Origin of the sequence: Microcoleus sp. B5-D4 (assembly GCF_036705145.1) — a bacterium.
GTDB lineage: Bacteria > Cyanobacteriota > Cyanobacteriia > Cyanobacteriales > Microcoleaceae > Microcoleus.
The window spans coordinates 21,223-36,648 of record NZ_JAUBTV010000078.1 but is presented as its reverse complement, the minus strand read 5'-3'; the positions used below and the strand labels follow the sequence as shown (position 1 = coordinate 36,648).

General features: G+C 45.8%; 8 protein-coding genes. 2 read left to right on the top strand and 6 right to left on the bottom strand.

Going from position 1 to position 15,426, the window contains the following annotated elements; translation table 11 throughout:
• Nucleotides 1-110: 110 nt before the first annotated feature.
• From QUB10_RS26835 to QUB10_RS26810, 6 genes are all read right to left on the bottom strand, one after another.
• Nucleotides 111-1,589 carry a mechanosensitive ion channel family protein gene (locus QUB10_RS26835; RefSeq protein WP_333206207.1) on the bottom strand — a complete coding sequence of 493 codons (1,479 nt, stop codon included), beginning with the start codon at nt 1,587-1,589 and terminating at the stop codon, nt 111-113.
• On the bottom strand, nt 1,582-3,729 hold the full coding sequence (locus QUB10_RS26830) for an adenylate/guanylate cyclase domain-containing protein (protein ID WP_333206206.1): 2,148 nt from the start codon (nt 3,727-3,729) through the stop codon (nt 1,582-1,584). The genes QUB10_RS26835 and QUB10_RS26830 overlap by 8 nt, the downstream gene beginning before the upstream one ends.
• Nucleotides 3,730-4,031: 302 nt before the next feature.
• A complete protein-coding gene (locus tag QUB10_RS26825; protein WP_333206205.1) occupies nt 4,032-5,951 on the bottom strand; it encodes a pentapeptide repeat-containing protein in 1,920 nt (639 codons plus the stop codon).
• A gap of 129 nt (nt 5,952-6,080) precedes the next feature.
• The gene (locus QUB10_RS26820) at nt 6,081-6,281 is read right to left on the bottom strand and encodes a hypothetical protein (protein ID WP_333206204.1); all 201 of its coding nucleotides are present in this window, start codon (nt 6,279-6,281) and stop codon (nt 6,081-6,083) included.
• Between the two features lie 330 nt (nt 6,282-6,611).
• The gene (locus QUB10_RS26815; RefSeq protein ID WP_333206203.1) at nt 6,612-8,624 is read right to left on the bottom strand and encodes an EF-hand domain-containing protein; all 2,013 of its coding nucleotides are present in this window, start codon (nt 8,622-8,624) and stop codon (nt 6,612-6,614) included.
• 412 nt (nt 8,625-9,036) lie between these two features.
• Nucleotides 9,037-11,049, bottom strand: coding sequence for a histidine phosphatase family protein (locus tag QUB10_RS26810; protein ID WP_445300832.1), 2,013 nt, complete (start codon nt 11,047-11,049; stop codon nt 9,037-9,039).
• Nucleotides 11,050-11,847: 798 nt separating this feature from the next.
• Between QUB10_RS26810 and QUB10_RS26805 the strand changes: the two genes are divergently transcribed.
• Together QUB10_RS26805 and lepB are read left to right on the top strand one after the other, a co-directional pair.
• Entirely contained in the window at nt 11,848-14,325 is a 2,478-nt protein-coding gene (locus QUB10_RS26805) for an ATP-dependent Clp protease ATP-binding subunit (protein ID WP_333055947.1), read from the top strand.
• 324 nt (nt 14,326-14,649) lie between these two features.
• The gene (gene lepB / locus QUB10_RS26800; protein WP_333206202.1) at nt 14,650-15,243 is read left to right on the top strand and encodes a signal peptidase I; all 594 of its coding nucleotides are present in this window, start codon (nt 14,650-14,652) and stop codon (nt 15,241-15,243) included.
• Nucleotides 15,244-15,426: the final 183 nt, after the last annotated feature.

Here is a 15,426-nt window from a genome sequence, read left to right as displayed (position 1 = left end):
AGACTGGGAGGCTAAAGCCTCCTTGCCCCTTTCATCCCCGGACTAAAGTCGCGGGGTTTTCAGGATATTATTTATAATTGGTTACTCGATATCAATTTAGTTCAAAATCCTCATATAGAATCAACCTCAGCTCTTGACGAAACATCTGCCTGCCCGGCCATACTTACCGCTTTGCTTCGCGCTTCGATAATTTGACCTATCTCGCGGCCCAAGCTTGGTTGACGTTCAATCATCGTATTTACAGCATCTGAGTAGACGACAAGAACTTGCAAATCGTCAACGGCGACAACCGATACCGGACTCGGTTCCCCACTAAACAGAGCCATCTCGCCAAAAAACTCACCACTCAAGATAGTCATAACCTCCAACTCCATGCCCAACTTGTTCGTGACTGTTACCTTAGCCTGACCCGCAATGATAATGTACAAAGCATTACCAGGCTCGCCCTGCCGGATGACTTTCTCACCCGCACCAAATTTCTGTAAAATAGTTCCCTTAGTTAAGTCATCCAAATTTTTTGCCTCTCTAGCTAAAGGCATAAATCCGGGAATTGAATGCAAGCTTTGGGCTAACTTACTGGAAGCGCTATCTGCCTTATCAGCAGCTTCCACAGCATAGGAGTATCGGTAGCGATATAGCGTCAGGTTGTTTCGCTGCGCTGCGTACCAGATTCGTGTCATAAATCGATCGAGTATCTGCTCCATATCTTCAAAGTTTTCGATAAAAAACTCCACCTCATAGATAATTGCAGTCTCATCATAGGATGTAGTTTTGCTCTCAGGTTCGGGTTCGGCTAATATCCCCTGTGTAGCCAAAGCTGTACTTAGCAGTACCTGCTTCACCAGGTTAGGGGGGCTATCGTAAGAAAAGCCAATATTGATACGTTGGTTGTAAATGCGTTCTGGTTGGCTGTAATTATGAATTATTTCTTTTCCAACAAATTGATGGGGAACGATAATCACCTGCCGCTGGAGATTTAGCAGGCGAACAGAGCGCCAATTGATATCAATTACCTGCCCTTCGATATCTCCAATTCGCAACCAATCACCCACACTGAAGGGGCGTTCTAGAAGCAGCGCAATGCCAGACATGATGCTGCCCAATGTGTCCTGAAGCGCCAAACCGATCACGATCGAACTCACGCCCAATCCCGTAGCAAGACCAGCCAAATCTGCACCCCACACCACCGCCAGTACGATCGCGCTTCCCACAAGCACCAAAAACAACCTAGAAAGGTCGATCAGCAGTTTGGGCATCCGTGCCCGCCATGTATTTGCCTCAGCTTCTTCAAACAAAATTACATTAAACAGCGAAAGAGAAGCGTAGATAACAGATATCCAAAACAGCGTTGCGACGAGCTTTGCAAAATTCCCGTCAACGTCAAGCCTCACGACATTCCTGATTAAAACCATCAGCATTAAGACTGGCAGTACGAGGTTTTTTACAACCTGCAGCGTAGCTGCCAGCGGTCTACCGCGCCTTTCTAGATGATAAATAACCTCTCCTAGTAAAACGACCAGGAGTGGGAACCCTAATCCGACAATTACCGCCCAGGTTTGCCAGTCATTTGAAAAGCTTAAATTACTCATAAACTTCTTCCTCTCGAACACTTACGGTCAGCTTAGAAGTTTTGACTTGCCAAGCCACTAGCTTTTCTTTTCCAGGTTCTTGAATTTCACCAACCAGCTCAAAATCGTAGAGATCGTGGAGCCGCGAGCAGAGGTCTTGAGAAACTAAGATTGTTCCTGGCGGACAAGCCGACTTCAATCTATTGGCAATATTTACACTCTCGCCCCAAACGTCGTATAGTAATTTATTTTTACCAATCACGCCTGCAACCACATCTCCTGAATTGATGCCGATCCGCAGGTCTAGATGTAAGTCTTTTTCATAACTAAATCGACGGACAAACGACAGCATTTCCAAAGCAAAATCTAGCGTGCGTTTGTCATGATCCAGACGCGGCATACCAAGCCCGCATACAGCCATGTAACCGTCACCAATAGTTTTAATCTTCTCTAGACCGTATTTATCTGTCATTTCATCAAAGCCTGTTACCAGTTCATTCAGCAAGCGAACAACCTCTTGAGGCGACATTGATTGAGTCAGTTTGGTGAATTGGTGGAGGTCGGAAAACAAGATCGAGACATTAGAAATTTGCTCGGCAATTTCTCGATCGCCCTGTTTGAGGCGTTTGGCGATTGCCGGACTAAATATACTTAAGACTAATGCTTCATTTTCGCGATTTTCGCGATCGATTAGTTGAGTTTCGGTACGAAGGCTGCCTATCGTTTGGTTAAATGACTTAGCTAAGTCTCCAAATTCATCTTGCGAACCAGATTTGACAACGGCATCAAATTCTCCAGCCCCCACCAGGCGGGCGCTTTTGATTAAAGTATTGATGGGTCTGACAAAGATTGAGGTCAGCCACATGGCAACAAGGGTGATTAGCGCGATGATTAAAGTAGCGCCAATCAAAACTTTTTTTTCAAACGAGTGAATTGAGGCATAGGCTTCAGAAACATCCATCTCCGCCAAGATCACCCACTTCAATCCATTAATCTCTAGTGGAGCATAAGAACTCAAAACTGGAATATTACGATAATCGTCGATCGCCTCCGTGCCCTGTTTCCCAAAAAAAGCTTCCTTCACTGCTTTTGTTTGCACTTCCTGTAGGAGGATTGTAGTATTGAACTCTTTGATTTTCTTGACAGTCTTTTCATCAGTGCCGATCGAGCGTAGAGTTTTTGCATGACCTTCTGGGTCTTCAATCTGGAAACGAGACGCAGAGCGCATTAAATAATCCGACCCAACCAGATAAGTTTCTCCTGAATCGCCCAGACCATTTTTTTTCCAATTTTTGTTGCCAGTCATCACATTGTTAATTTTGTCAACGGGAAGCTGGAACGCCAAAACACCAATGAATTGGGAGTCGTTAAAGATTGGGGTAGCGATAAAAGCCGCAGGCGCACTCCCAGAAGGGCTGTAGGGTTTGAAATCTACTATTTTCACATAGCCCTTTCCATTTGCTTGTCGTGCCGCGGCGATCGCGGATGCTAGGTTACTCTCGTTGTAGGGGCCGTTGGTGAAGTTTGTGGTAAAGTCAGCTTCTTTAAAAACCGTGTAGACAACAGTTCCTTCGGGATCGATCAAAAACATATCGTAGTAACCGTATTTTTCCACTATATTGCGAAAAATAGGGTGGTAGCGGGCGTGAGCGCGGCTGTAAGCGCTGGCGTCGCCTGGATTGTCAAGGAGAAGTTTTTTGCCAACGGGGTTGGGGTTGGCAGCGATATAGTGGTACTGCAAGTAACGGGCAGCAGTTGTTTTTGGCGTGTAGGATGCCAGAACGGGGGAACCCTCGTTAGTTCGCGTTAGTTTAGTTAAAAATTCTGTCCGGTAGAAGGTATCAATTTTTGCGTCAAAATCCGCTGGTACTGTTGATTGTTCAAGTTGGCGGTAGGCTGTCTTGAACTCCTGCATGGCACCGACGACTGTTAGGTCTTCGCTTAAGGTTTGGCTATGGTGGTAAAGGCTTTGAAAATAATCTTGGATTTGATCAGTTTTGGCCGCCCGAAGGCTGGTTAATTGGTTGAAGACTTTTTCGGTCAGAGTAGCTTTCCCACTGCTAGAGCATATATAGGTGGTGGCGACCATAGCGCAAACACTGACTACCAGCAACATAACTATGAGTTTTGTCTTTATACTTAATTGCTTAAATAATTGCATAGGATTTTTCCTTATCTTCTTTCCCTTATTTATTTTATGTTGAATAAATTAAATAGTAATCTCTCACCATTAGAATCGATGGCATTTCAGTAGGGAGCATCTCATATTTGCAAAAACACTTCTTTCTTCTTCCTTCTGACTCTTTTCTCCTGGCTCCTGACTCCTGACTCCTAATTCCTATTTCGAGCTTTGCTGCTTTCATTGAGATGCTCCCTTTCAGTAAGCCAAAGCTTTTCTACTCACGGTGTCGTCACCTTGAGTAGAAAAGCAGACATGAAGGTCAAAAACAAGCTGGGATCAATTTATTTGTTTGTGGCCTCATCTTCCAGAGACTTATACTTTGATCCATCAGGCATAACAGCACCTTCGAGCAAAGCACCACTCAGGTCAGAAATGCTAACTTTAGCACCTTTGAGATTTGCACCAGTTAGGTAGGCACTCTTCAGGTTTGCACCACTCAAACTAGCATCTCTCAAATCTGCACCACTCAGGTTCGCATTACTCAAATCTGCACAAATTAAATTAGCATTACTAAGATTCGCACTACTAAGATTAGCCTGAGTCAAGCGAGCAAAACTCAGTTTTGCATGACTTAAATTTGCACCACTAAGTTTAACCTGACTGATATTAGCATTATCTAAATTGGCATAAGTCAAATTAGCATTACTCAAGTCGCTTTCCATCAAATTGGCTTTACTGAGATTGGCATGAGGAAGATTAATATCTACTAACTCCGCACCAATAGCATCCAAACCTCTAAGAGAAACACCATCCTCATTCAAATCTTGGAGTGCCAGAATTCTGGCATAGCTAACTTTTACGCCGTGTGCTGCATCAACTATACTCCAAGCTTGGTAATGAAATTGCTTTCTGCGATCGGGTGCTTCCTTAATGAATAAAATTAAAGCAACGACAAGACTGAGAGCATCAACACTCTCCAAAATCTCTCCAATCAGAGAATTATCATCCGCCCCCACATAAATTATGATGAACAGAACGGCTGAAACACTAGCCACTAACCAGGCTGGTTGCGTCCAAAAATTATCAATGAATTTTTCTAAAATTCCTTTGAGAACTTCACCCAATCGCTGAACGAATGATTGACCTTGAAATTGCTGATAACTCTCAGTTATTTTCGAGAGCATTTTGTGGATAATTTCACCATCCAACTGAATTGATACTAAAGGCTTTTTCTGTTCCTCGGTTGGCGGCGCGATCGGCTTAGATTCGTTCAGTAATTGTGTCTTTGATTCTTGTGGCTGATGGTGGGTGACATCTTTTTCATCTGGGACAACATTGGGTGTAGAAACAACACCTGCGCCTTTTAACATCAAACCAGTAATTGTTCTGTAGGCATCTGTCCATGCCCGCTTTACTTCGGGAGTCCAATCTTCCTGGAGATACTGCTCAAAAGCCATCAGCAGTGCGTCTCCAACTGGCCCATAATATTTGGGGATTACCCCATAGCCGATGTGTCTGCCTCCCAAGGCATTGAGAACAGGCCCTAAAGCTTCTGGAGAGCGGAGATTTTCTACTACCAATACCAAAGCATTTATGAGCTTTTTCTGTTGCTTTTCTATCTCAATATTGGCAAACAGCGGTTTATATTCGGGGTGAGCGATGAAGAGGTTTTCGTAGAAGCTAGCGGCAAATTCATCAGCACGAGGTGTGATTTTTGCGAAACTGCTTTCCAGTACATCTACGGCTAACTCTGGCTCTTTTTCTGGAACTGATTCTAGTGGGTGATTAGCTGCTATATTTACCTGTTTATCGGGAATAATCTCTGTTTCTAATTGAACTTCTTCAGGTGTAGTTTCTACACCTGCGCCTTTTAACATCAAAGCAGTAATCGCTCCGTAGGCATCGATCCATGCTTGTTTGACTTCAATAGTCCAATCTTCCTGAAGATACTCCTCAAAGGTCATTAGTAGTGCTTCTCCAACTGCCGGGTAAGAATTGGCGATCGCTCCATAACCCACGTGTCTCCCTCCCAGTGCGTTTAGAACTGGCCCTAAAGCCTCTGGAGAACGAAGATTTTCTACTACCAAAACCAGAGAATTTATCAGCTTTTTCTGTTGCTTTTCCATCTCAGTATTGGCAAACAGTGGTTTCACTTCTGGATAAAGTTTAAACAGGTTATCGTAGAAAGTAGTGGCAAATTCATCAGCACGAGGTTTGATTTTCTCGAAACTTTGCTCTAAAAGTTCAACATTTAAAGACATATTTTTGTTTCTCTTTTGAAAGGTGATGCTCCCTTGTCTAAAGACCCGGCTTTTTAACGATCCGGCTCTGATGAATGCTTTTAATAGAGTGTTGGAAGAGAGTTTCTTTGCTGACGCCAGGGCAAAATATTACAAACTCAAATTTTCCAATTCTTGAGACACCATAGCCATAAACTCTCCTGCATCGTTGATGCCCATTTGTCCTAAAGCTTTCCACTCTTCACTGCTGTAATCTAAATCGAGTCCCATCACCTCTTGAGTCCAATAGGGCAAATTAGATGGGTTTTCCATTAGCTCACAGGTGATCCTTAAGATTTCTGTTCCGCTCATCTTTTTTCTAACCTTTGTGGCCAAACAAAAGGAGAACAATTTCGCCAAATTACTTTCTGGTGGGATGGCTATTAGAAATGCCATATTTTGTGCTAGTACAAACTTGTCTAACTTCATTGGATATTTTCCTCGTTTTTCGATATTCAAGTAAGGTTTTTTGGGAGATGACGGAGAGCAAGTTCAGGAATTACGCAAAAGTTCAAAAAAACCGGGTTTTTCGGCTGAGAAATAGCCATCAAGCCGATTTTACTTCAAAGAACCCCGGTTTATGTGTAAGTCCTAAACTTATGACTCTCGCTGAAGATCATAAATCAATTACCAGAAGTTTTGCTAGAAATTTTCTTTCCTATAGCCAAACCCGTATTTATGGCAGAGATTTCTCAATTGTACCGATAGTCCAGGAGGGCCGCAGAAATATACGTCAACTTTATTGGGCGCGTGTTGCTGCGCTATATCTTGAAAAATCTCCTCCCAGTCTGGACGACCCGTTTGTGTACGGCTCTTTAAACCTGTAATCAAATCAACCTGCGTTTGGGAATGCATCAAATCCATTGCCACAAATAGGGTGCTGGATTTCATATCTGACTTTTGCTGGGCACCTGTCAAATACAAATTAATGTCAAATAAGTTGTTAGTGTCTTGGGCTTCGATTCTGGATAAGAGTTCAACAAACCATTCAAATGCTTTTTGCTCTCGGTTGAGCCAGTAAAAATGTACCTTTTGCAAACGCATTCCTGAAGAACCGTGTTGGCTTCGGTACAGCATACTTTTCAGAATAGAGGCAAATGGAGTTACGCCAATACCCGCACCGATGAGAATAGCGTACTTAGATTCAAAGATATGGGTACTTGGTGTCCCATAGGGCCCATCTAAATGGACAAGCACTCCAGGCTCGTATTTAGAGTTACCTGACCGTATCCATTGCTCGTGCTGTTCTCGGAAAAGTTGATATAATTTTCCAGTCCAACTACCCGCAGAGCGTATGTGTACAGATAAGACATCCTGCATTTCGGGGGCGCTACTAATTGTGAATGGATGCCATTCATATTTGGAGAGACTGGGACATTTAACAAACACGTAGTCCCCTGGTTGATAGTGAAAAGATTTCGGACGTGCAATTTCCAAACCTAGAACTTTGGAGGGGAGTAAAGAGGCATTAACTACATAGGCCGGCTCTTTTGTATTCTGGCGGCGAATAACCAGTTCGATCGCGAATCCCACAACAGGTAACAACACCCACTGCCAAAAAACTGGCCCGTGAACTAACGCCAGGGCAAACCACACGACGTACAACATATGAGCTGTATAGAAAAGCGCAAATTTTCCGCCTTTGCGGATTGGAGCTTGCGCTGTCACCCACATAACTGCGAAAACTAGCAGTAATAAAAATCCTGACAAGCCAGCCTTCGTTGCAAAAAGACTTTGTGCAAAGGGAACCGGCAATGTGGTGTAATTGAGAAAGTGCGCGATCGTATGGACGATCGCAAAGGCAAACATGAATTGACCCACGAGCTTGTGAAACTCGATGCCCTCATCTATCGGCAGATAGTTGTTGATCCTCGTTTTGCGAAGCCAAGTCATAAAATGCCGCAGCATGGGAATTAGGATCAATGCCCCGTTGAAGTTGAGCGCTGCGCCACATCCCCGCGCAATTTGAACGTACACATTTGCGCCTAGACTTGCATATCGATCGACAGCCCCAAAGAAAAGAACCAGATTGGCAATAAGATAGAGGGACAAAAAAGCGATCTTGACCCAGTTGTTTTGAATATAATGCTTGATGTACGCCTTTGGCGACCTTTTCTCTTTGGGCGCAACTGCTATGGCGTCGTCGTCTGGCTGGCGAGGTTTTAACCAGCTAACCGGGCTAACTGCCATCGCCTCAAGCAGATCGGGATGCTTTCCGATTAAACCTTTGAACTCTTCAAAAGAAATTTCGCCACTTTTATCGGTATCAGCTTCTAAAAACAAAATGTCAACCAGACCGGTAACTTGTTCCGGCGGAAAGGTTAAATTATTTTCCTTCAAGCTAGCAGCAATTAAGTGAGAAACTTCGTCTTTTTCGATGGAGCCATCCCCGTTTATGTCGTGCAATTGATAAGCAAATTTCAGTTTTTGATCTTCAGTTGCAAAGACAAGTTCCTCTACTGTTCTCAAAAATTCATCGAGGTCTATAACGCCACTTTTATCGTTATCAAACATCGCAAACATTCGCTCGGCAAAATATTCATCTTTCAGCCCCATAGCTTTCTTAAACTCTGAGCGATCGATTTGTTGGTCTTTTCCACCAATCTTGGTAAAGACTTGTCGCAATTCCTCTAAAATTTTTCTCGGAGTATCCATCGTGAGATTAACCTCGGTTTTTTTTCTTTTCCAATTTTTCGCCAGTTATGGAGCCAGCTAAAACTATCATTCTTGCCTTCCTGCATACAGCAGTCGGACAAATAAGCATGACATCATTTTTCAAATGTGAATATGATGTCATGCTTAAGCTGTGGAGCATTTAAACCACTAAGGATCGTCAATGAAATAATTTCCCTTTTTTCTTGTGGGATGGGCGTCCCGCCCGTCCTTTCTGGGCGGGCGGGACGCCCATCCCACAACAGTCATGAAAAGTGGATTTTATTTAATTCTCATCCCTAACGAGGCCAGTAGGGTGCGTCAGCTCTATCGCTTCCACCGGCAAGGGAAACGCTGCGGAATGACGCACCATACAATACTATTTTAAATGCTCCACAGCTTATTGATCCAAAGTTTAGATTTGAGCAACGTTAAGGTTAGCAACCAACCCATACGTTGATATGTACTCTTCTAACTCTGCTAAATCAACACTGCCATTTTTATCGGAGTCAAGAGTATTAAAAAGATAATCAGTGATGTAGCTTCTGACTTCTTCAGAGCTACGTTCGCCTGTTGTCATATCTTCGATTAGCCCTAACAACTCCATAATCTCAGTTCGTTCTAGTGCCTTACTTCCATCCGTATCCAATTGCAGGAAAAGCTTTTTGATATCTGCTGTTGCCACTCTCGAAGAACGCAGTGTTTCTCTCAGTATGTCATTGCCAAATGAATTCATGAACAATATCTGTTCGATGAGTGGTATGCAGAAGAACCCCAGCGCTGCCCAAAAAATTGCATATCTTACGGCTTCTGGATTTGCAGTTGTACTAACTCCGATGAAAAGAGCCGCCCAAAGGAAAAAGTTGGGATTCACAAGCAGGATGTAAGCATCGCGAGCTTCTGCCTTGCTAAGCTTGCCCTTGGTAAATGCTGAGGTTAATACAGCCAAAACGCGCATTGAGACAAACACTAAAGTTGCCAATGCTAGCTGTTGCAGACAAGCGAGCGAGCGATTCGGATCGGTTGAAGAAAATAGATCCGAAATGAAGGTTGATGGAGTAAACTGAAAGCCTGTTGCCAATGCCATGAATGCGACAGCAAGCACTCCGATGAATTTCCAGTTTTTACTGTGGTGGTTTGATTCAACAGGGGATTTGTCGCGCCAAAACTGGGCGATCGCACCCGGTATTGCCAGACCTAAAATTAGAATAATGCCGAAAAAGATCAGGCTGTCAACGTTAATGGGTAAATTGGCAACCTTCAATGTAGCCAGAAGCGCCAGTGGAGCAACGATTGATAGCGTTCTTGACAAAAGAGCCGACGGATAAAGATTACCGCCCCAAAGCACGGATAAAACTGGGGAAGTAAGGGCTGGCGGAACCATCCAAAACAGCACCCACAAAACTTTGTACAGATCCGCTTCAGTCTGATACAAAAATCCCGAAAATATTAAAAATAGCCCAACTGCCCATCGCACTGCCATCCACCCGTAAACGAGATACTTCACAGTAGAGGTTACTTTGCGTTTACTCGCTGCAAAGTCAATGTCTAAGTAGGTATAAAACGTTGAGGCGGCAAGACACGCAACAATTATTGCTCGAAATAGGACTGACGGAATCCCTGCTTCTGAGGTGCTGATTGCCCTTGCCAAGCTTCCCAGCAAGAAGGCGGCGGCATAGATCAAAATCGCCCACATAATTGAAAGATCGTTGATCTCTTTCCGCAGGGAAGCAGCACCGCCGGATTCCTTATCGCGAAACTTGACGAGATCCACACCGCTGAGAGCTTTACCATTGGGGAGTTTTAGGTGTTTATAAGCAGTAGGCGGTAGACCGCTTAAATAAAGTGCTAGAGGCTCCAATACATATTGGTGGCACACTACTAGAACTGTTTCACCGCGTTCCAAGTGCGGTACTATTTTGTCTTCGTAGAAACGGGCAGCGCGAGAGTAAACTTGGGCAATCTTTTCGCCAGCCGGAGGTGCTTCGTTATGAGAGTGCAACATTTCCTCGAAGCCTTCGTAGCCCAGGGCTAGACGCAGCAGATTTAGGTTGCGACCTGCAAAAATACCAAAGGATTTTTCGCTAATTCGGTGGTCGATTTGAACGGGGGTATCGGGTGACTTTAGTGCTTGACTTTCAGCAAGGGCGATTTCGCAGGTTTGCCTAGCGCGTCTCATGTGGGAGACATATACTGCGTCAAACTTTGTACCTTTTTTCTTGAGGTCAACACCTGCACGGCGTGCCTGCAATCGGCCACAGGATGTGAGGTCAACATCCAGAACTCCCGCAAAAATGTTGCGTTCGTTACTGGTACTTTCACCGTGCCGAATAAAGTAGACACGTCCTAGCTGTTCTGCATTGAATTCTTTTGGTGAAGCTGCAGAAGTTGTTGTAGCTGCATCGTGGAATTTACCTGTAACTTCGATCGATCGATCGATCGATTGATCGATCGATCGATCGATCGATCCATTGTCGGTACTTTCTACCTGGTCATCTAAGTTTCTAGTGTTCCTTATTTACTTTCACTACGCCTTAAATAGGGTTTAGATTCTTTTCCACGATTGAATTTTCAAACTTTTAAGTCAGACGAGTTAACGACCAAAGCACTCTGCTACGAAAGCAATGTCTGGAACCGTGCCGAGTATAGTCTGAGCCAAACCCCTCGGACTGTAGTAAGACTCACTAATTGATCAGGAGCGATCGCACAACTGACAACAGGAAGAATACCCAAATCTTCAACGAATCGGGGGCAAAATTTTAGATGAAGAAAGCCCAGCTCGCTCTCGCCCTCCCAAACCCACAGATTCGGGAGATTGGCAGCAGCTTAATGTCTATCTAGCTTAGGACATAGATCGTGAATCTAACTAATAAGTTTTGTGCAAAACCCGGCCTGTACTTCGAGAATTATCACTTTTGCACCTGCATGACAGCCAAAAAGAGTGTGCTAGAATCCATCAATACGTAGTCGTAGGTTGGGCACGGGCCGAGAAGAGCAATCTTCTTGCAGTCTAGGGGAGGTTGTAGGTCAGCCACCATTTGGGTCTTCCCAGTTGAAAGCCACCCTGCAACATGAGCCTGGAATCTGCAACCGCAGCCGAGTGCGGCAGATAGGTTGGGAGTGTCGCGCTAGAATAAGCAGTACGAGTTAACACTCGAACACAAACGCTCGTTGTGCGAGCGTGACCTCGAAACGGGCACATAGCAGCAGGTGATGGGAATAAATCATGTTTGAACGCTTCACAGAAAAAGCAATAAAAGTAATCATGTTGGCCCAGGAAGAAGCTCGCCGCCTGGGTCACAACTTCGTAGGGACAGAACAGATCCTCCTGGGTCTGATCGGAGAAGGAACCGGGGTTGCAGCTAAAGTCCTCAAATCAATGGGGGTCAACCTCAAAGATGCTCGGATTGAAGTGGAAAAAATTATCGGCCGCGGTTCCGGTTTCGTAGCAGTCGAAATTCCGTTCACTCCCCGCGCCAAGCGGGTTCTAGAACTATCCCTAGAAGAAGCTCGCCAACTCGGACACAACTATATAGGTACTGAACACCTGCTGCTGGGCCTGATCCGCGAAGGTGAAGGAGTAGCGGCCAGAGTCTTAGAAAACCTGGGAGTAGACTTGTCGAAAGTCCGTACCCAAGTGATTCGGATGCTGGGAGAAACCGCAGAAGTCGCAGCCACTGGTGGCGGTGCCCGCACCAAAACCCCAACCCTGGATGAATTCGGCGCCAACCTCACTCAAATGGCGGTCGATGGCAAACTAGACCCAGTAGTCGGACGCCAAAAAGAAATCGAACGGGTAATTCAAATCCTCGGTCGCCGCACCAAAAATAACCCGGTGCTCATCGGGGAACCCGGAGTTGGTAAAACCGCGATCGCCGAAGGTCTGGCCCAGCGCATTGCTAACAACGACATCCCAGACATCCTCGAAGAAAAGCGCGTTGTTACCCTCGACATCGGCTTGCTGGTTGCCGGCACGAAATACCGGGGCGAATTTGAAGAACGCCTCAAAAAAATCATGGACGAAATCCGCACAGCGGGTAACGTGATTTTGGTGATTGACGAAGTGCACACTTTGATAGGTGCAGGTGCGGCTGAAGGCGCGATAGACGCGGCAAACATTCTCAAGCCGGCTTTGGCAAGAGGCGAGCTCCAGTGTATCGGCGCTACCACCCTCGACGAATACCGCAAGCACATCGAGCGCGATGCAGCCCTAGAACGGCGCTTCCAGCCCGTCATGGTCGGCGAACCCACAGTTGACGAGACGATCGAGATTCTCTTCGGTCTGCGGGAACGCTACGAACAGCACCACAAGCTGAAAATCTTGGACACGGCCCTGGAAGCTGCAGCGAAACTCTCACATCGGTACATCTCCGATCGCTTCCTCCCAGACAAAGCAATTGACTTGGTAGACGAAGCTGGTTCCAGAGTTCGCTTGATCAACTCCCAACTGCCCCCCGCAGCCAAAGAACTTGACAAAGAACTGCGCCAAGTCCTCAAAGATAAAGACGAAGCGGTGCGTTCTCAAGACTTTGACAAAGCCGGCGAATTGCGCGATCGGGAAATGACCATCAAAGCCGAAATTCGCGCTATTTCCCAAGCCAAAAAAACCGACTCGGCCCGCACCGGCGAAACAGACCCATCGCCAGTAGTCACCGAAGAAGATATCGCTCAAATCGTGGCAAGCTGGACAGGCGTACCGGTAAACAAACTGACCGAATCCGAATCCGAAAAGCTGCTGCACATGGAAGATACCTTGCACCAGCGCTTGATCGGACAGGAAGAAGCAGTGAAAGCCGTTTCCCGCGCCATCCGTCGCGCTCGCGTTGGCTTGAAAAATCCCAATCGCCCGATCGCCAGTTTCATCTTCTCCGGGCCTACCGGCGTCGGCAAAACCGAACTCACCAAAGCCCTAGCCGGCTACTTCTTCGGTTCAGAAGACGCGATGATTCGGCTGGATATGTCGGAGTACATGGAACGGCACACCGTCTCCAAACTCATCGGTTCTCCTCCGGGCTACGTCGGCTACAACGAAGGCGGCCAACTCACAGAAGCAGTCCGCCGCCGTCCTTACACCGTCGTGCTGTTCGACGAAATCGAAAAAGCCCACCCCGATGTCTTCAATATGCTGTTGCAAATATTGGAAGACGGCCGCTTAACAGATGCCAAAGGTCGCACCGTGGACTTCAAAAACACGCTGCTGATTATGACCTCAAACATCGGTTCTAAGGTGATTGAAAAAGGCGGCGGCGGCCTCGGTTTCGAGTTCAGCGACAACCAAGCCGATGCTAATTACAACCGCATTCGTTCTTTGGTTAACGAAGAACTCAAAAACTACTTCCGCCCCGAATTCCTCAACCGACTCGACGAAATTATCGTCTTCCGCCAGTTGAACAGGGAAGAAGTCAAGGAAATCGCGGTCATCATGCTCAAAGAAGTGTTCAGTCGTTTGACAGAACAGGGAATCACCCTGGAAGTGACCGAAAAATTCAAAGAACGGCTGGTAGAAGAAGGCTACAACCCCAGCTACGGAGCCCGACCCCTGCGCCGCGCCATCATGCGGTTGTTGGAAGACAGTTTGGCTGAGGAAATCCTTTCTGGCCGCATCAAAGACGGCGACACCGCTGTTGTGGATGTGGGCGAGGACGGAATTGTTAAGGTGCTGCAAGGTCAAAAGCGGGAATTGCTGCCCCAAGGCGTTGAGTAAGTTTGAGTAAGTGCGATATCGAGTAAAGTTTTGAAATAACCAATCTCGTAATCGCAAACAACTCAAAATCCTCAAATAAAAAAGGTAGAGAATCTTAGTTCTCTGCCTTTTTTATGAGTTAATATCAACACAATGTACGCTTACTTTTCTAAGTATCTTCGTCTCAAAAAATAGGAGACCGATCGACTCGGTTTCTGTAGGACGGCGCCGCCGTGTTCGCCCTTCCGGGTTTCTGAATACCCCAACAAAGTTTTACGTTTAATTAGAGCGAGCTACTTCAAGGGCAATTAGATAATTAGCAAGAACTATATAGTGGAGAAATAAATGACATCTGAAAAAAAGAATTTGGGTACAGAAGTAGCAGAAAATCCGCCTGAAACCTGGTGGCAGAAAGCGTGGAAGTCGCAGCGAGAAAATCTTCAGATAGTGATTATTGCTTTGAGTTTAGCAATAGTGATTCGAGCGTTGGTCGCCGAACCGCGCTACATACCCTCAGATTCTATGGTACCAACTTTGCACGTGGGCGATCGCGTGGTAGTCGAAAAAATCTCGTACTACCTCGAACCTCCCAAAACTGGGGACATCGTAGTATTTACTCCCCCGGAAAAGTTGCAAGAACAAGGCTTTACCCAAGACCAAGCATTCATCAAGCGGGTAATTGGCTTACCGGGTCAAACCGTCGCCGTTAAAAAAGGTTTAGTTTATCTCAACGACAAACCCCTCGTCGAAAAATATATTGCCGAACCTCCTAAATACCAGTGGGGGCCTTATCGCGTCCCAGAAAATGAATACTTTGTGATGGGAGACAACCGCAACAACAGCAACGACTCCAGCAGGTGGGGATTTTTACCTAAGCAGAATATCATCGGCCGTGCTGTAGTGCGGTTTTGGCCTCTAGAACGCATCGGGGAAGTTTGAAGAAGTCATTAGTCATTAGTCATCAGTCATCAGTCATTAGTTATTGGTTATTGGTTGGTTGTTAGTTTGAATAACCAATAACCAACGCTTTTCGGGCCCGATGCCCTGTTTGGCCGATGCCCTGTTTGGCCGATGCCCTGTTTGGCCATGCCTCTCCTGTACGGAAATTTCTACTTATTCTTG